Source organism: Streptococcus sp. CL6.22 (assembly GCF_049738055.1).
Classification (GTDB): domain Bacteria; phylum Bacillota; class Bacilli; order Lactobacillales; family Streptococcaceae; genus Streptococcus; species Streptococcus mitis_DJ.
The window spans coordinates 66,496-89,750 of sequence record NZ_JBKOTV010000007.1 but is presented as its reverse complement, the minus strand read 5'-3'; the positions used below and the strand labels follow the sequence as shown (position 1 = coordinate 89,750).

Below are 23,255 nucleotides of genomic sequence, written 5' to 3'. Positions count from 1 at the left end.
ATGGCATTTATTGAAAAAGGTCAAGAAATCGATATTGAAGCAATCAAGGCAGAAACCCAATTGTCTGCGGAAGCCTTGCGACTAAAGGAGCGCCGTGATAGAGAATTGGCAGACATCATTTCAGGAGAAGATGACCGGATCCTTTTGGTGATTGGTCCGTGCTCTTCTGATAATGAAGAGGCTGTCTTGGAATATGCCCGCCGTTTATCCGCCTTGCAAAAGAAGGTGGCGGACAAGATTTTCATGGTTATGCGTGTTTATACAGCTAAACCTCGTACCAACGGAGATGGCTATAAGGGTTTGGTTCACCAACCGGATACTTCTAAGGCTCCAAGTCTGATCAATGGCTTGCAGGCTGTGCGCCAGTTGCACTATCGTGTGATTACAGAGACTGGTTTGACAACGGCAGATGAGATGCTTTATCCGTCAAATCTGGTATTGGTAGATGATTTGGTCAGCTACCATGCTGTTGGGGCTCGTTCTGTGGAAGACCAAGAGCACCGCTTTGTGGCTTCAGGAATTGATGCACCAGTCGGAATGAAAAATCCAACCTCTGGAAATCTTGGTGTTATGTTTAATGGCATCTATGCCGCTCAAAATAAACAGACCTTCCTTTTCCATGGGCAAGAAGTTGAGACTTCAGGAAATCCCTTGGCTCACGTCATCCTTCGTGGTGCAGTCAATGAGTATGGGAAAAATGAGCCTAACTTTTACTATGAAACCTTGCTAAATGCCATTGAACGCTATGAAGCCATGGGACTTGAAAATCCCTTTATCCTCATTGACACTAACCATGATAACTCAGGCAAGCAATATATGGAGCAGATTCGAATTGTTCGCCAGACCTTGCAAAATCGTGATTGGAACGAGAAAATCAAAAAGACGGTTCGAGGCTTTATGATTGAATCTTACCTAGCAGATGGTCGTCAAAACCAACCAGAGGTCTTTGGTTGCTCTATTACCGATCCTTGCCTAGGTTGGGAGAATACAGAGGCCTTGGTAGAAGAGATTTACGCTACCTTGACAAAATAAGTGAAAAGGATGGAGTTGGGGAATCTCAACTCCTTTTGATGAGAATGATAGTTGGACACGGAATTGACATAGAAGAATTAGCTTCGATAGAAAGCGCAGTTAAACGACATGAAGGCTTTGCTAAGCGCGTGCTGACCGCTAAGGAAATGGAACGGTTTAACAGTCTTAAAGGGCGCAGACAAATCGAATATTTGGCTGGTCGCTGGTCGGCTAAGGAGGCCTTTTCCAAGGCTATGGGAACGGGCATTGGCAAGCTCGCTTTTCAGGATTTGGAAGTCTTGAATAATGAACGCGGGGCGCCTTATTTTAGTCAGTCACCATTTTCAGGAAAGATTTGGCTGTCTATCAGCCATACCGATCAGTTTGTGACAGCCAGTGTCATTTTGGAGGAAAATCATGAAAGCTAGTCCACATAGACCAACCAAGGCTCTGATTCATCTAGGAGCTATTCGACAAAATATTCAGCAAATGGGGGCTCATATCCCTGAAGGAACGATCAAGTGGGCAGTGGTCAAAGCCAATGCTTATGGGCATGGGGCTGTTTCCGTTGCCAAGGCTATTCAAGATGATGTTGATGGTTTTTGCGTTTCCAATATTGATGAGGCCATTGAACTCAGACAGGCTGGACTGAGCAAGCGAATCCTCATTTTAGGAGTTTCTGATCTAGAAGCTGTTGCTCTTGCTAAAGAATACGATATCACTTTGACTGTGGCTGGACTGGAGTGGATTCAAGCACTCTTATATAAGGAAGCGGACCTAACTGGATTGACAGTCCACCTCAAGATTGACTCAGGCATGGGACGAATTGGCTTTCGAGAGGCTTGTGAGGCTGAGCAGGCTCAAGACTTGCTCCAACAACATGGTGCTCGTGTTGAAGGGATTTTTACCCACTTTGCTACTGCAGACGAGGAATCAGATGACTACTTTAATGCCCAGTTAGAACGGTTTAAAACTATTTTAGCCAGTATGAAAGGTCTTCCAGAGCTGGTTCATGCTAGCAATTCTGCAACGACTCTTTGGCATGCAGAGACTATTTTCAATGCGGTCCGTATGGGAGATGCTATGTATGGTCTTAACCCTAGCGGAGAGGTCTTGGACTTGCCCTATGACTTGAAACCAGCCTTGACCTTGGAATCTGCTCTGGTTCATGTCAAGACAGTTTCAGCTGGAGCTTGTATGGGCTACGGAGCTACCTATCAGGCGGATAGCGAGCAAGTCATCGCGACCGTGCCAATCGGCTATGCGGATGGTTGGACACGAGATATGCAAAATTTCGCTGTCTTGGTAGATGGGCAAGCTTGCCCAATCGTTGGGCGAGTATCTATGGACCAAATCACCATTCGTCTGCCTAAGCTTTATCCGCTGGGAACCAAGGTAACTTTGATTGGTTCTAACGGGGGCAAGGAGATCACAGCTACTCAGGTAGCGACCTACCGTGGAACTATTAACTATGAAGTGGTTTGTCTTCTCAGCGACCGCATTCCGAGAGAATATTATTAGAAAAGAAAGGAGTGGAGCATGAATCTACATCAACCCTTGCATGTCTTACCTGGTGTGGGACCAAAGTCAGCAGAAAAATACGCCAAACTAGGAATTGAAAACTTGCAAGACCTCTTGCTCTACTTTCCTTTCCGATATGAAGACTTCAAGACAAAGCAAGTGCTGGAACTGGAAGACGGTGAAAAGGCGGTTCTTTCTGGTCAAGTCGTGACTCCTGCTAGTGTCCAGTACTATGGTTTCAAGCGTAATCGCCTACGCTTTAGCCTCAAGCAGGGAGAAGTCGTTTTTGCGGTGAATTTCTTTAACCAGCCCTATCTGGCTGATAAGATAGAGTTGGGAGCAACTCTTGCCGTCTTTGGAAAATGGGACCGTGCCAAGGCTAGTTTGACTGGGATGAAGGTCCTAGCTCAGGTGGAAGATGACCTCCAACCTGTTTATCGCTTGGCTCAGGGAATCAGTCAGGCCAGTCTGGTCAAGGTTATTAAGACGGCTTTTGATCAGGGATTGGACCTCTTGATTGAGGAAAATCTTCCCCAGTCTTTGCTGGACAAATACAAACTCATGTCCCGTTGTCAGGCAGTCCGAGCTATGCATTTTCCAAAGGATTTGGGAGAATACAAGCAGGCTCTTCGCCGTATCAAGTTTGAGGAACTCTTTTATTTCCAAATGCAATTGCAAACGCTCAAATCTGAAAATAGAGTTCAGGGAAGCGGTCTGGTTCTGGACTGGTCTCAGGAAAAAGTGTCAGCTGTTAAAGAAAGTCTGCCATTTGCCCTGACTCAAGCTCAAGAAAAGAGTTTACAGGAAATTTTGACTGACATGAAGTCGGACCACCACATGAATCGTCTCCTACAAGGGGATGTGGGGAGCGGAAAAACAGTAGTTGCTGGCTTGGCTATGTTTGCGGCGGTGACAGCTGGTTATCAGGCTGCCCTAATGGTACCAACAGAAATCCTCGCAGAGCAACACTTTGAGAGTTTACAGAACCTCTTTCCAGACTTGAAACTGGCTCTTTTGACAGGTTCCTTGAAAGCTGCAGAAAAGAGAGAAGTTTTGGAGACTATTGCCAAGGGTGATGCTGATTTGATTATCGGAACCCACGCTCTGATTCAGGATGGGGTGGATTATAATCGCCTGGGTTTGATTATCATCGATGAGCAGCACCGTTTTGGTGTGGGGCAAAGGCGTATTCTAAGGGAAAAAGGCGACAATCCAGATGTTCTCATGATGACAGCGACTCCTATTCCACGGACGCTGGCTATCACAGCCTTTGGCGATATGGATGTTTCCATTATTGACCAGATGCCAGCAGGGCGAAAGCCTATTGTGACTCGCTGGATCAAACATGAGCAATTGCCTCAGGTCTTGACTTGGTTAGAAGGAGAAATCCAAAAAGGTTCTCAAGCCTATGTCATTTCTCCTTTGATTGAAGAATCAGAAGCTCTGGATTTGAAAAATGCCATTGCCTTATCAGAAGAGTTGACGGCTCATTTTGCTGGTAAGGCAGAAGTGGCTCTTCTACATGGTAAGATGAAGAGTGACGAAAAAGACCAGATTATGCAGGATTTTAAAGAGAGAAAAACAGATATTCTGGTTTCGACGACGGTTATTGAGGTTGGGGTCAACGTTCCCAATGCGACCGTTATGATTATCATGGATGCCGATCGGTTTGGTCTTAGCCAGCTTCACCAGCTCAGAGGTCGTGTTGGTCGGGGAGATAAGCAGTCTTATGCAGTTCTCGTTGCCAATCCCAAGACTGATTCTGGGAAAGACCGCATGCGCATCATGACGGAAACCACCAATGGATTTGTCCTTGCGGAGGAAGATTTGAAAATGCGCGGATCGGGTGAGATTTTTGGAACCAGACAGTCAGGTCTCCCAGAATTCCAAGTGGCTGATATTATCGAAGATTTTCCGATTTTAGAAGAAGCTAGAAAGGTTGCTAGCTACATTAGTTCTATAGAAGGCTGGCAAGAGGATCCAGAGTGGCGCATGATTGCTCTTCATTTGGAAAAGAAAGAACATCTAGATTAATACTCTTCGAAAATCAAATTCAAACCACGTCAACGTCGCCTTGCCGTACTCAAGTACAGCCTGCGGCTAGTTTCCTAGTTTGCTCTTTGATTTTCATTGAGTATAAGCTTTCTCTAAGGAAATCTTAAGCTAGCTTTCAGGTTTGACCCTTATACTAGAGTCATCAAAAAGAAACGAGGACTCTCACATGACAGTAACGATTAAAGTAAATTACCAAACCACTTTCCAAAAGAAAGAAGCAACAAAATAAGATTGAATAGGAGAAGAAAGAGCGGAAATGCTCTTTTTTGTTTCTAAAAGCACAATTTATTGAATCTAAAATAGCACACTGCGGATTCTAAAAAATTTCTAGAAATTATAGTAGATTGAATCTGGAATAGTCCACCGAGTTTTCTAAAATATTGTTAGAAATTAGTTTGAATTCCGCAATCAATTTGTTCAGTTTTTATTTCATTTAACTATAATTTGACTTTCCTAATTTCTTTGTTCATATCTTATTTCAATACACTATATCTTACTATTTCAGAGCCCACATCTAGCATAACTAAAAAAAACAGATTCTTCCATCTATTACGGAAAAATCTGTCATTGATTTAATGATTTACAAAAACTCCAACCACGGCTTGCGAACCTTATCTTTGCTGGTTTCTCTATATTTTTTAGTTCTTATTTATGATGCTCTTTTAATAGTTCTTCAAACTCAGCGACAGTCATACCCAACTGTTGACTGGCAACTTCAGAAGGCAAAAGACCTTGACGGACTAGATTTAGTAGCATAGACAAACTTCCTTCAACTTTTCCACGCTCCAGTCCCTGTTCAATACCACGTTCCAACCCCTGTTCAATCCCTTCTGCCCTAGCAGTTTCCAAAGCATAATCATGAGCCAATAATGCCTGTTCTTCACGCATACGTAATTGACTAAACATTTTCCTGTCCTCCTCGGACCAGCTCTTGTAGTCTAGCAGTTGGTCTGCCTGGCTGATGGCTCGCTCGGGTTCCTGGGTAAAGGGTTTATTACCGAAAAACTCCAACCACGGCTTGCGAACCTCGTCTTTGCTGGTTTCTTTGTATTTTTTTAATTCCAAGAACGCCATCTTAACTAGATGGTTTTCTTGTCCATTGTTTGTGATGGTTAAGACCTCACCTGTCATGTCTTCGCGCATACTAAAACTGTGAAAAGCCAAATCATCCGAGAAGTAATTACTATCCACGATTGCGATAGCGTATACTGGGGCAATATGTTTGTAACTCTGATGAGTATTGCCCTCTTGCTGACGAATTTTTTCTATGTTTTGATTGACCTGACTGCACAGATAAGCCCACAAACGATTGATGAAAAAATTCTGATGATGTACCTGAATCTCAATGATAACCTGTGTCCCATTATCTAGTTCAGCTAAAACGTCTATGCTGGTATAGAAATCTTGGGCTGAATATGGTACGGAAGGCAAGACGTGAATGTTACTTCCCTCCAAAATAGTCACATTTTTTGCTGGTAAATCTAACATATCACGTATAAATTGACAAGTGATTTCTGGATTGCTAAAGATTTTCTTAGCTACCAAGTCATTGGTTGGGCTGATGCCCGGATGTCTGAGAATCATCCATTCCCTCCTTCTATTATACCATAGTTTGAAATCTAATTTTGTTAGATTCGATGGTTCTATCTATTTATTCGGAAAAAAGCGTAACTTTTCAAAGTAACTTCCATCTCTCTCCCAAAACTGGAAATTAGTTTTAGAAGTTACCCAATGAAAATCAAAGAGCAAACTAGGAAACTAGCCGCAGGTTGCTCAAAACACTGTTTTGAGGTTGCAGATAGAACTGACGAAGTCAGTAACATATATATACGACAAGGCAACGTTGACGTGGTTTGAAGAGATTTTCTAAGAGTATAAGATAGATGACTTCTCTGAAACTACTTTCAGAAACAGCTGTTCTATAAAATACTTTTGAAACTGAAATCTATTCTACCACAAAGTGTTGAAAGCGCTTTAAAAATAATATATAATAAACCCATAAAAACAAAGAAAAGGAGGAAAGAGGATGCCACAGATTACTAAAGAAGCCTTGATTGCACAAATCAAAGATGGAATCATCGTTTCTTGTCAGGCCCTTCCTCACGAACCGCTTTATACAGAAGCGGGAGGAGTCATTCCCTTGCTGGTCAAAGCGGCTGAGCAAGGTGGAGCAGTTGGTATCCGAGCAAACAGTGTTCGCGATATCAAGGAAATCAAGGAGGTTACTAACCTTCCAATCATTGGGATAATTAAACGAGATTATCCACCACAAGAGCCCTTCATTACTGCTACTATGAAAGAAGTTGATGAATTGGCAGAGCTTGATATAGAGGTGATTGCTCTAGATTGTACCAAGCGTGAACGCTATGATGGTTTGGAGATTCAAGAGTTCATTCGTCAGGTTAAGGAGAAATATCCTAACCAGCTCTTGATGGCTGATACAAGTACTTTCGAAGAAGGATTGGCAGCTGTTGAAGCAGGAATTGACTTTGTCGGAACAACTTTATCAGGATACACATCTTACAGTCCTAAAGTGGATGGTCCCGATTTTGAATTGATCAAAAAACTCTGTGATGCTGGTGTAGATGTCATTGCAGAAGGGAAAATTCATACACCAGAACAAGCCAAACAAATCCTGGGATATGGAGTGCGAGGTATCGTTGTTGGTGGCGCTATTACTAGACCAAAAGAGATTACAGAACGCTTCGTTGCTGGTCTTAAATAAAAAATAAAGAAAGGGGGATTGAGTATGATTATTACTAAAATCAGTCGTTTAGGAACTTATGTGAAAGTAAATCCACATTTTGCAACATTAATAGATTTTCTAGAAAAAACAGGACTAGAAAATTTAACAGAAGGTCCGATTGATATCGATGGTGATCGATTATTTGGGAATTGCTTTACTTATCTAGCAGACGGTCAAGCAGGAGCCTTCTTTGAAACTCACCAAAAATATTTGGATATTCATTTAGTTTTGGAAAACGAAGAAGCCATGGCTGTTACGTCGCCAGAAAATGTAAGCGTTACCCAAGAATATGATGAAGAAAAAGACATTGAATTATACACAGGGGAAGTGGAACAGTTAGTTCATTTGAGAGCTGGTGAATGCCTTATCACTTTTCCAGAAGATTTACATCAACCCAAGGTTCGTATAAATGATGAACCTGTTAAAAAAGTTGTCTTTAAAGTTGCGATTTCTTAATGTAGAAAGGGAAGAACAATGAAAAAAATGAGAAAGTTTTTATGTTTAGCTGGAGTTGCGCTAGCAGCTGTTGCCTTAGTAGCTTGTTCAGGAAAGAAAGAAACTACAGCTGACACTGAACCACCGACAGAATTATCTGGTGAGATTACAATGTGGCACTCCTTTACTCAAGGGCCACGTTTAGAAAGTATTCAAAAATCAGCAGATGCTTTCATGCAAAAACATCCAAAAACGAAAATCAAGATTGAAACATTTTCTTGGAATGACTTCTATACTAAATGGACTACAGGTTTAGCAAATGGAAATGTGCCAGATATCAGTACAGCCCTTCCTAACCAAGTAATGGAAATGGTAAACTCAGATGCTTTGGTTCCGCTAAACGATTCTATCAAGCGTATTGGACAGGATAAATTTAACGAAACTGCCTTAAATGAAGCAAAAATCGGAAATGATTACTACTCTGTTCCTCTTTATTCCCATGCACAAGTCATGTGGGTTAGAACAGATTTGTTAAAAGAACATAATATTGAGGTTCCTAAAACTTGGGATCAACTCTATGAAGCTTCTAAAAAATTGAAAGAAGCTGGAGTTTATGGCTTGTCTGTTCCATTTGGGACAAACGACTTAATGGCAACACGTTTCTTGAACTTCTACGTACGTAGTGGTGGTGGAAGTCTCTTAACAAAAGATCTTAAAGCAGATTTGACAAGTCAACTTGCTCAAGATGGTATTAAATACTGGGTTAAAATGTATAAAGAAATTTCACCTCAAGATTCTTTGAACTTTAATGTCCTTCAACAAGCTACCTTGTTCTATCAAGGAAAAACAGCATTTGACTTTAACTCTGGCTTCCATATTGGAGGAATTAATGCCAACAGTCCTCAACTGATTGATTCAATTGATGCTTATCCTATTCCAAAAATCAAAGAATCTGATAAAGACCAAGGAATTGAAACATCAAACATTCCAATGGTTGTTTGGAAAAATTCAAAACATCCAGAAGTTGCTAAAGCATTCTTGGAATCACTTTACAATGAAGAAGACTATATTAAATTCCTTGATTCAACTCCAGTAGGTATGTTGCCAACTATTAAGGGAATTAGCGATTCTGCAGCCTATAAAGAAAATGAAACTCGTAAGAAATTTAAACATGCTGAAGAAGTAATTACTGAAGCTGTTAAAAAAGGTACTGCTATTGGTTATGAAAATGGACCAAGTGTACAAGCTGGTATGTTGACTAACCAACACATTATTGAACAAATGTTCCAAGATATCATTTCAAATGGAACAGATCCTATGAAAGCAGCAAAAGAAGCAGAAAAACAACTAAACGATTTATTTGAGGCTGCTCAGTAGATGTAAAAGACTAGAAAATAGGTGGGCTAGTGAGCTGAAAAACCCTAGCCCAATCTTGTAAAAGAAGGGAGAAGGAGAATGGTTAAAGAACGTAATTTAACTCGCTGGATATTTGTTTTGCCAGCTATGATTATCGTAGGATTACTCTTTGTTTATCCGTTTTTCTCGAGTATTTTTTATAGCTTTACCAATAAGCATTTGATTATGCCTAATTATAAATTTGTTGGTTTAGCTAACTATAAAGCTGTGCTATCAGATCCCAACTTCTTTAATGCGTTCTTTAATTCAATTAAGTGGACCGTTTTCTCATTAGTTGGTCAAGTTTTAGTAGGGTTTGTATTGGCTTTAGCTCTTCACAGAGTACGTCACTTCAAGAAATTATATAGGACCTTATTGATTGTTCCTTGGGCATTTCCTACAATCGTTATTGCCTTTTCTTGGCAGTGGATTCTAAACGGGGTTTATGGCTACTTACCTAACCTAATCGTAAAATTAGGTTTAATGGATCATACACCTGCATTTTTGACAGATAGTACATGGGCATTCCTATGTTTGGTGTTTATCAATATTTGGTTTGGAGCACCGATGATCATGGTTAATGTACTTTCAGCTTTGCAAACAGTACCAGAAGAACAATTTGAGGCTGCTAAGATAGATGGCGCTTCAAGTTGGCAGGTGTTCAAGTTTATCGTCTTTCCACATATTAAAGTGGTTGTAGGGCTTCTAGTTGTTTTGAGAACTGTATGGATCTTTAATAACTTTGACATTATCTACCTAATTACAGGTGGTGGACCAGCCAATGCTACAACGACGCTTCCAATTTTTGCCTACAACCTAGGTTGGGGAACTAAATTGTTGGGTCGTGCTTCAGCAGTTACAGTATTGCTCTTTATCTTCTTGGTGGCAATTTGCTTTATCTACTTTGCTATCATCAGTAAGTGGGAAAAGGAGGGTAGAAAATAATGAAGAAGAAATCCGGTATTTATTTAGATATTCTCTCACATGTACTCTTGATTGGTGCGACCATCGTTGCAATTTTCCCATTGGTATGGATTATCATATCTTCTGTCAAAGGTAAAGGGGAATTAACTCAGTATCCAACACGATTTTGGCCTGAACAATTTACATTAGATTATTTCACTCATGTTATCAACGATTTGCACTTTATTGATAACATTCGAAACAGTTTAATCATTGCCTTAGCTACAACTGTTATTGCGATTATTATTTCTGCTATGGCAGCCTATGGTATTGTTCGATTCTTCCCTAAATTGGGAGCAATCATGTCAAGACTACTCGTCATTACCTACATTTTTCCACCAATTTTGCTAGCAATTCCCTATTCAATAGCCATTGCTAAAGTTGGATTAACAAATAGTTTATTTGGCTTGATGATGGTTTATCTATCTTTTAGTGTTCCATATGCGGTTTGGCTTTTAGTTGGATTTTTCCAAACAGTGCCAATTGGAATTGAGGAAGCAGCTCGAATTGATGGTGCAAATAAATTTGTTACTTTTTATAAAGTTGTACTACCGATTGTGGCGCCAGGTATTGTAGCAACAGCTATTTATACATTTATCAATGCTTGGAATGAATTCTTGTATGCTTTGATTTTGATTAACAATACAGGAAAGATGACAGTAGCAGTAGCCCTTCGTTCACTTAATGGTTCAGAAATTTTAGACTGGGGAGATATGATGGCTGCATCTGTTATTGTAGTTCTTCCATCAATCATTTTCTTCTCAATTATCCAAAATAAGATTGCAAGTGGATTGTCAGAAGGATCTGTAAAATAAGTTAAAATTAGAAAGTTTATTCAATAATAAAGGAGAAAAACATGGTTAAATATGGTGTTGTTGGAACAGGATATTTTGGGGCTGAGTTAGCTCGTTATATGCAAAAGAACGATGGAGCAGAGATTACTCTTCTCTATGATCCAGATAATGCAGAAGCAATTGCAGAAGAATTGGGAGCAAAAGTAGCAAGTTCCCTAGATGAGTTGGTTTCTAGCGATGAAGTAGATTGTGTTATTGTCGCAACTCCAAATAATCTTCATAAAGAACCAGTTATTAAGGCCGCACAACATGGTAAAAATGTTTTCTGTGAAAAACCAATTGCGCTTTCTTATCAAGATTGTCGCGAGATGGTAGATGCATGTAAAGAAAACAATGTAACCTTTATGGCAGGACATATTATGAACTTCTTTAATGGTGTTCATCATGCAAAAGAACTAATTAATCAAGGAGTCATTGGAGACGTTCTATACTGTCACACAGCTCGTAATGGTTGGGAAGAACAACAACCATCAGTATCATGGAAAAAAATCCGTGAAAAATCAGGTGGTCACTTGTATCACCACATCCATGAATTGGATTGCGTGCAATTTCTTATGGGTGGTATGCCTGAAACTGTAACCATGACAGGTGGGAATGTAGCCCATGAAGGTGAAAATTTCGGTGATGAAGATGATATGATTTTTGTCAATATGGAATTTTCTAATAAGCGTTTTGCCTTGTTAGAATGGGGTTCAGCTTATCGTTGGGGTGAACATTATGTCTTAATTCAAGGAACAAAAGGTGCTATCCGCTTAGATTTATTCAACTGTAAAGGAACTCTTAAGCTAGATGGACAAGAAAGTTATTTCTTGATTCACGAATCTCAAGAAGAAGATGATGATCGTACTCGTATCTATCATAGTACAGAGATGGACGGAGCAATTGCTTATGGTAAACCAGGTAAACGTACTCCATTATGGCTATCATCTGTGATTGACAAAGAAATGCGATATCTACATGAGATTATGCAAGGAGCCCCAGTATCAGAAGAATTTGCAAAATTGTTGACAGGTGAAGCTGCTCTAGAAGCGATTGCTACTGCAGATGCTTGTACCCAATCTATGTTCGAAGATCGTAAAGTAAAATTGTCAGAAATTGTAAAATAAATATAATTTAAAGGGGATGAAAAATTTATTTTCTCCCCTCATTTCGGAAATAAGTTAGGAGAAAATCTATGTCAGATTTAAAAAAATACGAAGGTGTCATTCCAGCTTTCTACGCATGTTATGATGATCAAGGAGAAGTAAGTCCAGAGCGTACGCGTGCCTTGGTGGAATACTTCATTGATAAATGTGTTCAAGGTCTTTATGTTAATGGTTCTTCTGGTGAATGTATCTACCAAAGCGTTGAAGACCGTAAATTAATCTTAGAAGAAGTCATGGCAGTTGCCAAAGGTAAGTTGACTATTATTGCTCACGTAGCTTGCAATAATACTAAAGATAGTATGGAACTTGCTCGCCACGCAGAAAGCTTAGGAGTAGATGCTATTGCAACGATTCCGCCGATTTATTTCCGCTTGCCAGAATACTCAGTTGCTAAATACTGGAATGACATTAGTGCTGCAGCACCAAATACAGACTACGTGATTTATAACATTCCTCAATTAGCTGGTGTTGCTTTGACGCCAAGTCTCTACACTGAAATGTTGAAGAATCCACGTGTTATCGGTGTTAAGAACTCTTCTATGCCAGTTCAAGATATCCAAACCTTTGTGAGCCTTGGTGGCGAAGACCATATCGTCTTCAACGGTCCAGATGAACAGTTCTTAGGTGGTCGCCTTATGGGTGCCAAAGCTGGTATCGGTGGTACTTATGGTGCCATGCCAGAACTCTTCTTGAAACTCAATCAGTTGATTGCTGACAAAGACTTAGAGACAGCGCGTGAATTGCAATACGCTATCAATGCAATCATTGGCAAATTGACTGCTGCACATGGAAATATGTACGGTGTAATTAAGGAAGTCTTGAAGATCAATGAAGGATTGAATATTGGTTCTGTTCGTTCACCATTGACACCAGTGACTGAAGAAGATCGTCCAGTTGTAGAAGCAGCTGCAGCCTTGATTCGTGAAACCAAGGAGCGCTTCCTCTAATCCATAAGGAGGTATTTATGACACACTACGTTGCAATTGATATCGGTGGAACAAATATCAAATATGGTTTGATCGACCAAGAAGGCCAACTTGTTGAATCGCATGAAATGCCAACAGAGGCGCATAAAGGTGGACCTCATATCTTACAAAAGACCAAAGATATCGTAGCCAGCTATTTAGAAAAAGGCCCAGTAGCAGGAGTTGCTATTTCTTCTGCAGGAATGGTGGATCCAGATAAGGGTGAGATTTTCTATGCTGGGCCTCAAATCCCTAACTATGCAGGAACCCAGTTCAAAAAGGAAATCGAGACTAGCTTTAATATTCCTTGTGAGATTGAAAATGATGTCAACTGTGCAGGTCTTGCTGAAGCGGTATCTGGTTCAGGCAAGGGAGCGAGTGTCACCCTTTGCTTGACCATTGGAACCGGTATCGGTGGTTGCTTGATTATGGATGGGAAAGTCTTCCATGGATTTAGCAATTCAGCCTGCGAAGTCGGTTATATGCATATGCAGGATGGAGATTTCCAAGACTTGGCCTCTACGACAGCTTTGGTGGAGTATGTAGCAGCAGCTCATGGAAATCCAGTTGACCAGTGGAATGGCCGACGCATTTTCAAGGAAGCCACTGAAGGCAACAAGATTTGTATGGCTGGTATTGACCGTATGGTAGACTATCTAGGAAAAGGTCTGGCAAATATTTGCTATGTGGTCAATCCAGAAGTAGTCATTCTCGGTGGCGGTATCATGGGACAAGAGGCTATCCTCAAACCAAAAATTCGCACAGCCTTAAAAGATGCCTTGGTGCCAAGCTTAGCAGAAAAAACACGGTTAGAATTTGCCCATCACCAAAATACAGCAGGAATGTTGGGTGCTTACTATCATTTCAAGACAAAACAATCCTAGTTTGGCCCAGCCAAACTAGGATTTTCTAGGTACGACGGGCATATAGTTCATCTGTGTTGTATAGTAAATTGAAACAAGAACAAGACAAAAGAGCCTCAAAAAAAGTATTGCAACTTGGTAATACTTTTTTGAGGTGCTTTTTGATATGAGTCCATGTTTTCTCAATCAGGATTGTACTCAGGTGAGTAGGGAGGAAGAGGTAAAAGTTTATGCCCAAACTCTTCACACAAGAGTTCTAGCTTACCCATTCTATGGAATCTTGCATTATCCATAATAATAACTGATGGTATATTTAATATTGGTAAGAGAAACTTCTGAAACCAAGCTTCAAAAAAGTCGCTCGTCATTGTTTCTTCGTAAGTCATTGGAGCGATTAACTCACTATTTGTTAGCCCTGAAACCAAAGAAATCCTCTGATATCTTCTTCCAGATACTTTACCTCTTATTATCTGACCTTTTAATGAGTGACTATATTCTCGATAAAAATAAGTATCGAATCCTGTTTCATCAATATAAACAGGTACTAGGTGATTTAAACTATTAAAATTTTTAAGAAATAAAGCTATTTTTTCTGGATCTTGTTCATAGTAGGTGTGGTTCTTTTTTTCGAGTGTATCCCATAGCTTTGAGAGCATAGTGGATAGTAGTTGGATGACAGTCAAATTCAGAAGCTATTTCAGTCGAATAAGCGTCTGGATTGTCAGTAAGATGGTTTTTGAGACATCTGCTAGGACGCAGACTTTTATCGTCGCATGGTAGACTAGGAGGAGCCTTATGACAGATTTTCTGATTCTTCCTCTTATTCTCATAGTCGTGGGCATGATTGCCTTGATTCTCTAGATTCTCATAGTTCTGGCTAGTGGATTGTTTTTAATTGGACTAGCCTGTGCTACTCTCTTTACTGAGGTATATGGATTCTATCTTCTCTTTACAGAGACTGAACTTTACACGGAAGATTTAGCACAGAATGGATTATTTGGTTTTACGACTTTCTTTATCATCTTTAACCTTGCTTTGCTTGTCTTGGCAGGTTGGGCAGGGTATAAGTGGAAGATAAGATGAATAAAATGGAGAAAACTCTAATGGTTCTTCTCCATTTTTTATCTAATTAGTAATGTTGAAAATCGGAAGTGAAATGATACTTTCAAAGAATTCATTTTGGACACTAGCAAACGAAATAGAGCCCTGATGCAAATCAACAATTTGTTTTGAAATTTTTAGCCCAATTCCAGTCGTTCTAATTTTAGAAATATCAATGTTTTTAAAAGATAATTCATTAAGTTCAGTAATTTTTTCTGGTGAAGCTCCCTGTCCATTATCTTTGATTTCGACAATTACATTTGTATCTTTTTTGAATAAGTAGATTCTTATTGTGCACCCCTTTTCGTTATGTAAAACAGAGTTGTAGATGATATTATGGATAACTCTCGTGATTAAAAACTGCTCAATCATGATAGATTGATTAACAAGTGAACAATCGTAATCAAATTCAAATTCAAATTCATTCCAGATTTCTTGATTTAAAATATGGATGAGAATGTCTTTGAAGAAGGGGATAATTTTTGTTTCAGTCTGATTTAATTGAAGATGACCGGATGAAAGGCGGGCTACTATATTTAAGTCATTTAAAATATTTTGGATGTAATAGGATTCTGTCAATATTGGGCGAATATGCTTTTTAGACTGTGTATCTAGTTCAGAATCATTTAACAAGGACGCGTTAGAAATGATGACAGAAAGAGGTGTTTTGATATCGTGTGCAATTCCTGAAATCCATTGCTCTTTAAAGACTTCATTCTCTTTGAGTAGAGTATCGGTTTGATTAATTGCAGTTGTAAGATATTCTAGTTCTGATATAGAATTTATTGGATTTTTCAAACCATCTGGGAGATTCTGAATAGCAGTTACAAGAGGCGCAATTTTACGATTGATATGCGTCACACCATAGTAGTAAAGAAAAGCGAAATAAAGGCAGTTGAAAAGCAATACTCCAAATGCTACTAGTGGAATTAGGCGAATACTATCTATATCTAAGTAATTATAACTATAACGAGCAATTTTATCTTTTGGAAAACCAACAACAATGATGTAGCCACCTTTTATCTGACTAAAAACAGGATAATCTGAAAGATAATAGCGAGAAAACTGTAAAATGTCCCCATAGTCAAATTGCGAAGGAATTTCTGTAGGTTTATACTGTTCGTACACTTGTTTTCCAGTCTGCTTATCCAATACCATTAGCCATAACTCTTGTTCTTTTAGACTAGAGATATCTTTTTTAGGTATGTGGACGTTATTTTTTGTGATGGTAATGTGTTCAGAAATTATTTTTACAGTCTCAGTAGCAGTTTGCTTTTCCCTAATGTAGAAAACAAAACTGGCAATTAGAATAATATTGGTAATAAAGATAATGATGGAAAAAAAGATAAATTTCTTTAGTGAATACCTTAAAATTTTGGTTTGGTTCATAATCATGATAACAATTTATATCCCAGCCCTTTAGCTGTCTTTAAATATTGAGGTTTTGAAGGATTTTCTTCTATTTTTTCTCGAATTTTCCGAATATGTACAGTCAAAGAGTTTTCATAACCAAAGCTATCCACTCCCCAAATCGTATCACAGAGAGATTCAGTTGAAACGATGTAATTTTTATTATCGTAAAGTTTTTTCAAAATCTTAATTTCAATTGGTGTAATAGAAATTTCTGCTCCATTCTTTTGTACTGTTGCATTCCGAAAACTTACCAAAGTCTGTCCAATCTGTATTGCTTCCTGTTCTGATTTATAGCTTCTCCTGAGCAGAGCCATAATACGATAGATAAGATTTTTTGGAATGAAGGGTTTTACGACATAATCATCACCACCAGCATTGAAACCAGCTACCTCATCTTCAGGATTATTTTTGGCAGTCAGAAAGAGGATAGGAGTATCGCCTTTTTGTCGGATATGTTTTGCTAATGTGTAGCCATCACCATCGGGGAGCATAATGTCCAAAAGGAAAAGGTCGAACTGTTCTGTTTCAATCATGTTCAAACTAGATTCTATATCATAGGCTGATGTTAGATTGGAAAATCCGTAGGCAATGAGAATATCTCTTATGGAAGAGTTTAAAATTTTATCGTCATCAATGATAAGGATGTGCTTATTCAGGAGTTGTTGTTCGAAATTCATAATCTTACCTCGCTTATCTATATTATACCATTTAAAAGAATGAAAAAAGCAAGATACTTTAATCTTAATGTAAAATTAAGGTTAGCTTAGTTTAAATTTAATCTAGCATGTCTATAATAAAGACATAACCTAGATAGAGATACTTTTCAAATAAATTTTAATCAGTGAGGTATTTCCAAATGGCTAAACAACAAATGAATCTCGATGAGATTGAAGTAATGAATTCTCTTCAAGAATGAACTCTTGAAGAACTTGATAACGTTCTTGGTGCTGGTAGTGGAATAATTCATTTTATTCAGACAAAACAATGGTAATAGTGAGTCACCAATTAGATATTGTGAATTATGTTGATTCTATCATTTTTGTTGATAAGAGTAGTAGAGATGTTATCAAAGATACTCATGATAATTTGATTTATAGAAATCAAAATTATAGAAAATTATTTGGTTTAAAGGAGGAAGTTCATAATGATTAGTAATGTTTTACAGATAAAAAACTTACAAAAGGCATTTAAGGACACTCAGGTAGTTAACCTTAGTTCCTTATCAGTTCAACAAGGGGAGATTTATGGTTTTCTAGGTCCAAATGGAGCTGGTAAAACAACCACAATGAAGATGATTTTGTCTTTGATTTCTCGTACAGCTGGGGAGATTGAAGTGTTCGGTCAATCTATAGGTACGGACAAGCAGTATCTTAATCAAATTGGCTCTATGATTGAAGAACCGTCTTATTATCCTAATTTGACAGGCTATGAAAATCTCTTGGTCTTCCAAAAAATCCTTGGATTTGATCAGAAAAATATTCAGGAAACCTTGAAAATTGTGGGGTTAGATCAACCTAAAAACAAGAAAAAATTGGTTAAAGATTATTCTTTGGGTATGAAACAGCGCTTGGCTTTAGCCTTTGCCTTAGTCAAGAAACCGCGTTTGTTGATACTGGATGAGCCAACAAATGGGCTAGACCCAGCAGGGATTCATGAAATTCGGGAACTGATTATCAAGTTGGCAAAGGAACAGGGCATTACTGTCTTCATCTCTACCCATATCCTTTCTGAAGTAGAGCATATAGCTGACCGTGTGGGGATTATCAATCATGGTCAACTGGTTTACGAGGGAGAAATTCGTAAAATTCAGTCCAATAAATGGCTGGAAGTGCGTGGGGATTTTAGAGGTCGACGTGAAGCCATTAGCCAAGTGTTATTTGGTTATCCGTGCAAGATGTTGGAGATACAAGAGGATAAACTCAAGCTGACTAACCTTGCCGATCAGCAGATTTCTAGTTTGTTACGAGATTTAATAGTCGAGAAAGTTCCAATTTATGAAGTGAAGCAAGAACAAGAAACCTTGGAATCTATCTTCCTCAACTTAACCAAGGAGTGAGTCTTATGTTGAATAATTTGTCTATTGAATTGCTCAAGGCAAAACGAACCAAATCCTTCCTCATTAGCATACTAGTTATGGGAGTCGGATTTGCTTGGGCAATTGCAGCCGCTACACGCTACCTAAGTAATCCAGACATGCACCAGATTAGCCTAATTTTCTATATGATAAAAGAAGTAAATGGCTTGATTCTCCCTATTGTGATTGCTCTCTTTGTATCGCGGATTGTCAAGAACGAGAAGGAGGGCAACACTTTCAAACTGCTTTTGGCAAATGGTGAAAATGTACGGCATATCTTTCTGAGTAAGCTTGGACTGACCATGTTCATTTTGACCTTTCTCGCTTTTTTGGAGGGAGTAGTAGCCCAGTTGATTGCAATCTTATCAGGTCTAGAAATGCCTGTTAGCCTAATCCTCTGGCAAATCGTCATTTTCTTGCTAGCCTCTTTTGTCTTAACCTGTCTGTTTTTGACTTTGCAGTTTTTACTGAAGAAGCAGGCATTGATACTGGCATTAGGGATTTTCGGAGGATTTCTTGGAGTTGGATTTGGTCATGCACCAGCTTTTCTACAGCTGATTTCCCCTTTTGGTGGTATAGGATATCTGTCTCTGGTGGATTACCAGCAAGTCGCCAGTCAAGTGAGTTATGTTTTTGCGACAAACCTAGGATTTAAACTATTTACATATTTGCCAATAGCCCTAATCTATCTCTTCTTATCTCTCTATCTGGTTGAAAAGAAAGGAGGTAAGCTATGATGTCTTATCTATCAGTAGAATGGCGGAAAACTAAAAAATTTTCCATGTTGATGATTGGTATTTGCTTATTAGCTTTTTGTAGCCTGATTGGTCTTGGGATTTACTTTGGTGCAGCTTATTCTATGGTTGAAGAAAGTGAAAAAGTGCCTGTTTTATGGGGACAATTGACCTTCTATTATAGCCAGCTTTTCTTTCCGATTTTGGTCAGCCTTTATGTAGCCATGATGTTAGGAAAAGAGTTTGATAGAAAAAATATTGAATTTCTCAGAGCTAATAATGTCAGTCTTGGGAAATTATTGTTGGCAAAAGAAATAGTAATTATCTTGTTTATTGCTGTTTTACAGTTGTTCTTGTTTGGTATTTTTTATGTCAGTGCTCACCTAGCTCATTTAGAAATTTCTAATTTATTCACCTACCTCAAGTGGGATTTATTGGGGATTTTTGGAACAATTAGTATGATGGCAGTACAGTTTTTTGTGACAGCTAAAACTCGTGTTTTCAGTAAATCTGTGGGAATTGGTGCTATTGGTACTTTCGTAGGATTTATGATGATTTTTGTATCAGATAAATTATCTTTAATCTATCCCTACTCCCAAGCTATGGTGGCAATGCGGTCACGGAATTTGATAGACTTTAATTTAGTGGAAATATTGCTGTTTATCATTGTAAATATTCTTCTGTGGGGGATTTTTCATACATTGAGTAATAAAGAATTGCATAAGTAATGCGAAGACTCTTCGGAGTCTTTTTCTTGTGATAAAAGCTCCAAGATTTATCCGGTATGCTTGACCTAGTTTTTATAGAAAGAAGGTCAAATCATCAATTAGAAGAGGCCTTAGTACAGGGATTTCAAACACCTGAAGAATACCAAGCTTACAAGGAGCTAAAGGAACATTATGAGGAATTGACGGGGGATTACAGTCTTTCTAAACGAGAACTCACTAGTCAACTGGAAATCGCTCTTCAGAATCATCGAGGTGTTGACTTTGAAGAACATGAGAAAGAGGAGTATTTGGACTTAGTTCAAAAGCTAGAGGAATTTGATTCCTCTCTTGCCACACATTATCGTCAATTGATTGACTAGGAAGGAGAAAGTCATGAATGATTTACTCCTTATCCCAGTAATTTTTTTAGCAGTAGGAGAAATTCTCATTCTTTTATGGAGACTCTTTCTTATTGCAAGTGGACTTTTCCTTATTGGTTTTGTCAGTTTTCTTATTTTCGTTGAGGGCTATTGAATTTATCTTCTCTTTACAGAGACTTAACCTTACACGGCAGATTTAGCTCAAAATGGATTATTTAGTTTTACGACTTTCTTTATCATCTTTAATTTAGTTTTACTTGCTTTAGCATGCTGGACAGGATATAAGTGGAAGAAAGAATAGAAAATAGTCTTAACAAGTTCAAAATTTATTCCGCTTTTTAGGACATGAAAAATTTTAGAAATTGATTCTTTCTTAAATTTGAATTTCACTAGTAGTGTAAAGATGATTTTTTCTCTGAATAAAATCTGAATTTTCTCTGATATAATCTCAAATGTCAAGGTTCAATAATTGTTGCTTCAGTAGGTGATGAGGGTTTGGATTTAAATAATCAAGAATCATTGAAACATTACCTTAGAGAACTTAAGGGGAAGGATTATTCACATATAGATGGGAAAGTTACGGATATTCTTGCTGGATAAGAAATGACATTGATGGCACTCAAATTAGATTATTAAATATTACGAATTTTGTTTAAGATAGTGTAAAATAGATTTGTACTAGTTTCTAAAAATTTAATTTAAAAAATAAAGAACAATTATAAATTGATGTATTGAAACTATTCTTTGTCAAGAATACGGAGCTTTGCAGGTAGTTCTCTAAAATTTTTTGAGGTGATAGAATGTATAAGATATTAGTTGTAGATGACGATTTTGAAATTTTGAAACTGATGCGAACTATTTTAGAGATGAAAAACTATCAGGTAACGACGTATCAAGAAGTCACGGTACCAATCAATATTAATAATTTCAAAGGATTTGATTTGATTTTATTAGATGTAATGATGCCTAATATAGATGGTATGCAAATTTGTAAGCAGATTAGAAATAAAGTAAGCTCCCCTATTATTTTTGTTAGTGCAAAAGATACCGAAGATGATATAGTATCAGGATTGAATTTAGGAGGAGATGACTATATTACAAAACCTTTCAGCATCAATCAATTAACTGCCAAAGTTGCTGCAAATCTCAAACGAGAAGAACGATACAAACAAGGTGAATTAAGTAATCAAATTGTTCGAGAATTATATCCAATAACGATTTATTTACAAGAAAAAATTGTTTGTATTAATGGAGATAGTCTTGCCTTTACAAGTAGGGAATATGATATCATAGAGCTATTATCTAGCAATCCAAGAAAAATTTTTACTGTACAAGATATATATGAAAACGTTTATGATGATGATGCTGAAACCCTCTTTCGTTCAATATCTGAGTATATCTATCAAATAAGATTAAAATTCTCATCCTATGGAATTAATCCTATAAAAACAGTTAGAGGTATGGGATACAAGTGGCATGATTAAGAAGAATAGTACAATTAGAGGACGTATAATAAGGACTGTTTTAGAACTAGTAACAGGTACGTTACTGAGTATACTTTTATTTTTTATATTTACTTATTTACTTGTTTTTACAGGACAATTAAATGTATACGACTCTAAAATTGAAATTTCAGTGAGTGATACCAGCAATTTAAGTGATGTAGTTCAAGCAATGAATAACTCTATATTTGACTATGTTGTATTTAATCGCAAGACAGGTACAATTGAAGAGGGTAATTATCAAAAAAAGGATTTGCCTGCCTATCGAGAAGTTTTTGATAAAAATGAATCTGTAAGTAATAGTGAGGTGTATTATGGGTATTATGCTAATTCAGAGATTGTACTTACTGTCAGGCAACCCATGATACCTGAGTTTGTTAATCCGAATTTGCGTCACATTTCATTTAATCTATTTTCTTATTTATTTTTCTTCGTTTTCGAAACGATTTTACTCATTTGGTCACTTACAAGATTAATAAAAGAATTTTCAAAAAATTTTCTACTTATACAAAAAAAAGCTTTAAACATGGGGCAGTTAACATTTAAAGAAAAAAAGATTCCAGCTCAAATACAAGAGTTCGATGAAATTCTCTCTGTATTATATCAAAAGGACGACGAGTTAACTAATTTACTCAAATCAGAGAGAAGGGAGAAGGAAGATTTATCTTTTCAAGTTGGTGCATTAGCTCATGATGTAAAAACTCCTTTAACAGTACTAAAGGGAAATTTAGAGTTGCTTGAATTAACTAACTTGACTGTTCAACAGAAGGAATACACTCAGTCAATGAATAACAGTATAGTAGTTTTTGAAAGATACTTTAGTTCAATGATTGATTATTCAAGATTACTAATTGAAGATAAAGATTATGGGGAACAGATATATTTACCTGATTTTTTAAGTGATCTGTCAGTAGAGGCGAAATCTGTAATGAATAATGCAAAGGTTGATTTCAAAATTATTAATACTACAAAATTAATATTTTTTAAGGGAAATCGCTTTAATTTAAATCGGGCATTAATTAACATTTTAGCAAATGCAGCAAGATATAGTTCTGGAGAAAAAAAAGTTACGCTTACTATCATTGAGGAAACAGAGTATATTAATTTTGTAGTGTGGAATAATGGTCTGCCTTTTACTGAACAGTCCTTATTAAATGCAGATAAGTTATTTTATACTGAGAATAAAGGTAGGAATAATAAGCACTATGGTTTAGGGTTAGCATTTGCTAAACAAGTTGCAACTAGACATTTAGGAGAATTGTTTTTATCAAATCCAGATAGAGGTGGCGCTCAAGTGACGTTGCTTATTAAAAAATAATTCTGTAAGGATATATTAGATAGCTTCCATATAATAGTTATGTATAAAAATAGATGGTTTTCTAAATTGAGGA

At 37.6% G+C, this 23,255-nt stretch carries 22 protein-coding genes and 2 pseudogenes; 20 read left to right on the top strand and 4 right to left on the bottom strand.

Annotated elements, in window-relative coordinates; genetic code table 11:
• The 4 genes from ACLNCW_RS04825 to recG are packed head-to-tail and all read left to right on the top strand — an operon-like array spanning window position 1 to window position 4,566.
• A complete protein-coding gene (locus ACLNCW_RS04825; protein ID WP_000864041.1) occupies window positions 1-1,032 on the top strand; it encodes a 3-deoxy-7-phosphoheptulonate synthase in 1,032 nt (343 codons plus the stop codon).
• A gap of 44 nt (window positions 1,033-1,076) precedes the next feature.
• Window positions 1,077-1,439: a holo-ACP synthase gene (gene acpS / locus ACLNCW_RS04820; RefSeq protein WP_424845453.1), complete on the top strand. Its 363-nt coding sequence runs from the start codon at window positions 1,077-1,079 to the stop codon at window positions 1,437-1,439.
• A complete protein-coding gene (gene alr, locus ACLNCW_RS04815) occupies window positions 1,429-2,532 on the top strand; it encodes an alanine racemase (protein ID WP_424845444.1) in 1,104 nt (367 codons plus the stop codon). The genes acpS and alr overlap by 11 nt, the downstream gene beginning before the upstream one ends.
• A gap of 18 nt (window positions 2,533-2,550) precedes the next feature.
• The gene (gene recG, locus ACLNCW_RS04810; RefSeq protein ID WP_424845443.1) at window positions 2,551-4,566 is read left to right on the top strand and encodes an ATP-dependent DNA helicase RecG; all 2,016 of its coding nucleotides are present in this window, start codon (window positions 2,551-2,553) and stop codon (window positions 4,564-4,566) included.
• Window positions 4,567-5,232: 666 nt separating this feature from the next.
• On the opposite strand, the gene ACLNCW_RS04805 is transcribed toward recG, so the two are convergent.
• Window positions 5,233-6,171 (bottom strand): Rpn family recombination-promoting nuclease/putative transposase, encoded by a 939-nt coding sequence (locus ACLNCW_RS04805; protein ID WP_424845442.1) that lies wholly within the window; start codon window positions 6,169-6,171, stop codon window positions 5,233-5,235.
• 442 nt (window positions 6,172-6,613) lie between these two features.
• On the opposite strand from ACLNCW_RS04805, the gene ACLNCW_RS04800 reads away from it, so the two are divergent.
• From ACLNCW_RS04800 to ACLNCW_RS04765, 8 genes are all read left to right on the top strand, one after another.
• Window positions 6,614-7,312, top strand: coding sequence for an N-acetylmannosamine-6-phosphate 2-epimerase (locus ACLNCW_RS04800; protein ID WP_001135679.1), 699 nt, complete (start codon window positions 6,614-6,616; stop codon window positions 7,310-7,312).
• Window positions 7,313-7,336: 24 nt separating this feature from the next.
• Window positions 7,337-7,789 carry a YhcH/YjgK/YiaL family protein gene (locus ACLNCW_RS04795; RefSeq protein ID WP_023946134.1) on the top strand — a complete coding sequence of 151 codons (453 nt, stop codon included), beginning with the start codon at window positions 7,337-7,339 and terminating at the stop codon, window positions 7,787-7,789.
• An 18-nt stretch (window positions 7,790-7,807) separates the two neighbouring features.
• Window positions 7,808-9,145 (top strand): ABC transporter substrate-binding protein, encoded by a 1,338-nt coding sequence (locus ACLNCW_RS04790; protein ID WP_125442952.1) that lies wholly within the window; start codon window positions 7,808-7,810, stop codon window positions 9,143-9,145.
• Between the two features lie 78 nt (window positions 9,146-9,223).
• Window positions 9,224-10,108 carry a carbohydrate ABC transporter permease gene (locus ACLNCW_RS04785; RefSeq protein ID WP_023946138.1) on the top strand — a complete coding sequence of 295 codons (885 nt, stop codon included), beginning with the start codon at window positions 9,224-9,226 and terminating at the stop codon, window positions 10,106-10,108.
• The gene (locus tag ACLNCW_RS04780; protein ID WP_000730332.1) at window positions 10,108-10,941 is read left to right on the top strand and encodes a carbohydrate ABC transporter permease; all 834 of its coding nucleotides are present in this window, start codon (window positions 10,108-10,110) and stop codon (window positions 10,939-10,941) included. The genes ACLNCW_RS04785 and ACLNCW_RS04780 overlap by 1 nt, the downstream gene beginning before the upstream one ends.
• Before the next feature lie 41 nt (window positions 10,942-10,982).
• The gene (locus ACLNCW_RS04775; RefSeq protein WP_000241736.1) at window positions 10,983-12,086 is read left to right on the top strand and encodes a Gfo/Idh/MocA family protein; all 1,104 of its coding nucleotides are present in this window, start codon (window positions 10,983-10,985) and stop codon (window positions 12,084-12,086) included.
• A gap of 68 nt (window positions 12,087-12,154) precedes the next feature.
• Window positions 12,155-13,072, top strand: coding sequence for a dihydrodipicolinate synthase family protein (locus ACLNCW_RS04770; RefSeq protein WP_424845441.1), 918 nt, complete (start codon window positions 12,155-12,157; stop codon window positions 13,070-13,072).
• Window positions 13,073-13,089: 17 nt separating this feature from the next.
• Window positions 13,090-13,974: an ROK family protein gene (locus ACLNCW_RS04765; protein WP_424845440.1), complete on the top strand. Its 885-nt coding sequence runs from the start codon at window positions 13,090-13,092 to the stop codon at window positions 13,972-13,974.
• A gap of 25 nt (window positions 13,975-13,999) precedes the next feature.
• Here ACLNCW_RS04765 and ACLNCW_RS04760 read toward each other — a convergent pair.
• Window positions 14,000-14,694 (bottom strand): annotated as a pseudogene (locus ACLNCW_RS04760) (IS630 family transposase); the annotation flags it as partial.
• Between the two features lie 144 nt (window positions 14,695-14,838).
• Here ACLNCW_RS04760 and ACLNCW_RS04755 point away from each other — a divergent pair.
• On the top strand, window positions 14,839-15,036 hold the full coding sequence (locus tag ACLNCW_RS04755) for a DUF5966 family protein (protein WP_239667053.1): 198 nt from the start codon (window positions 14,839-14,841) through the stop codon (window positions 15,034-15,036).
• A gap of 42 nt (window positions 15,037-15,078) precedes the next feature.
• On the opposite strand, the gene ACLNCW_RS04750 is transcribed toward ACLNCW_RS04755, so the two are convergent.
• Together ACLNCW_RS04750 and ACLNCW_RS04745 are read right to left on the bottom strand one after the other, a co-directional pair.
• Entirely contained in the window at window positions 15,079-16,449 is a 1,371-nt protein-coding gene (locus ACLNCW_RS04750) for a sensor histidine kinase (RefSeq protein WP_049500913.1), read from the bottom strand.
• Complete coding sequence (locus ACLNCW_RS04745) at window positions 16,446-17,144, bottom strand: response regulator transcription factor (protein ID WP_049500915.1); 699 nt, start codon at window positions 17,142-17,144, stop codon at window positions 16,446-16,448. The genes ACLNCW_RS04750 and ACLNCW_RS04745 overlap by 4 nt, the downstream gene beginning before the upstream one ends.
• Window positions 17,145-17,611: 467 nt before the next feature.
• Between ACLNCW_RS04745 and ACLNCW_RS04740 the strand changes: the two genes are divergently transcribed.
• From ACLNCW_RS04740 to ACLNCW_RS04710, 7 genes and pseudogenes are all read left to right on the top strand, one after another.
• Window positions 17,612-18,523, top strand: coding sequence for an ABC transporter ATP-binding protein (locus ACLNCW_RS04740; RefSeq protein WP_080976359.1), 912 nt, complete (start codon window positions 17,612-17,614; stop codon window positions 18,521-18,523).
• A gap of 5 nt (window positions 18,524-18,528) precedes the next feature.
• Window positions 18,529-19,278: an ABC transporter permease gene (locus ACLNCW_RS04735; RefSeq protein WP_049500917.1), complete on the top strand. Its 750-nt coding sequence runs from the start codon at window positions 18,529-18,531 to the stop codon at window positions 19,276-19,278.
• On the top strand, window positions 19,275-20,003 hold the full coding sequence (locus ACLNCW_RS04730) for an ABC transporter permease (RefSeq protein ID WP_125393911.1): 729 nt from the start codon (window positions 19,275-19,277) through the stop codon (window positions 20,001-20,003). The genes ACLNCW_RS04735 and ACLNCW_RS04730 overlap by 4 nt, the downstream gene beginning before the upstream one ends.
• Window positions 20,004-20,059: 56 nt before the next feature.
• A complete protein-coding gene (locus tag ACLNCW_RS04725) occupies window positions 20,060-20,362 on the top strand; it encodes a DUF5962 family protein (RefSeq protein ID WP_125393910.1) in 303 nt (100 codons plus the stop codon).
• A gap of 13 nt (window positions 20,363-20,375) precedes the next feature.
• A pseudogene (locus ACLNCW_RS04720) lies at window positions 20,376-20,663 on the top strand (DUF5966 family protein).
• Between the two features lie 499 nt (window positions 20,664-21,162).
• Window positions 21,163-21,846: a response regulator transcription factor gene (locus tag ACLNCW_RS04715; protein ID WP_261146956.1), complete on the top strand. Its 684-nt coding sequence runs from the start codon at window positions 21,163-21,165 to the stop codon at window positions 21,844-21,846.
• Complete coding sequence (locus tag ACLNCW_RS04710; protein WP_261146957.1) at window positions 21,839-23,182, top strand: sensor histidine kinase; 1,344 nt, start codon at window positions 21,839-21,841, stop codon at window positions 23,180-23,182. Before ACLNCW_RS04715 ends, ACLNCW_RS04710 begins: the two co-directional genes overlap by 8 nt.
• The last annotated feature ends 73 nt before the right edge of the window (window positions 23,183-23,255 follow it).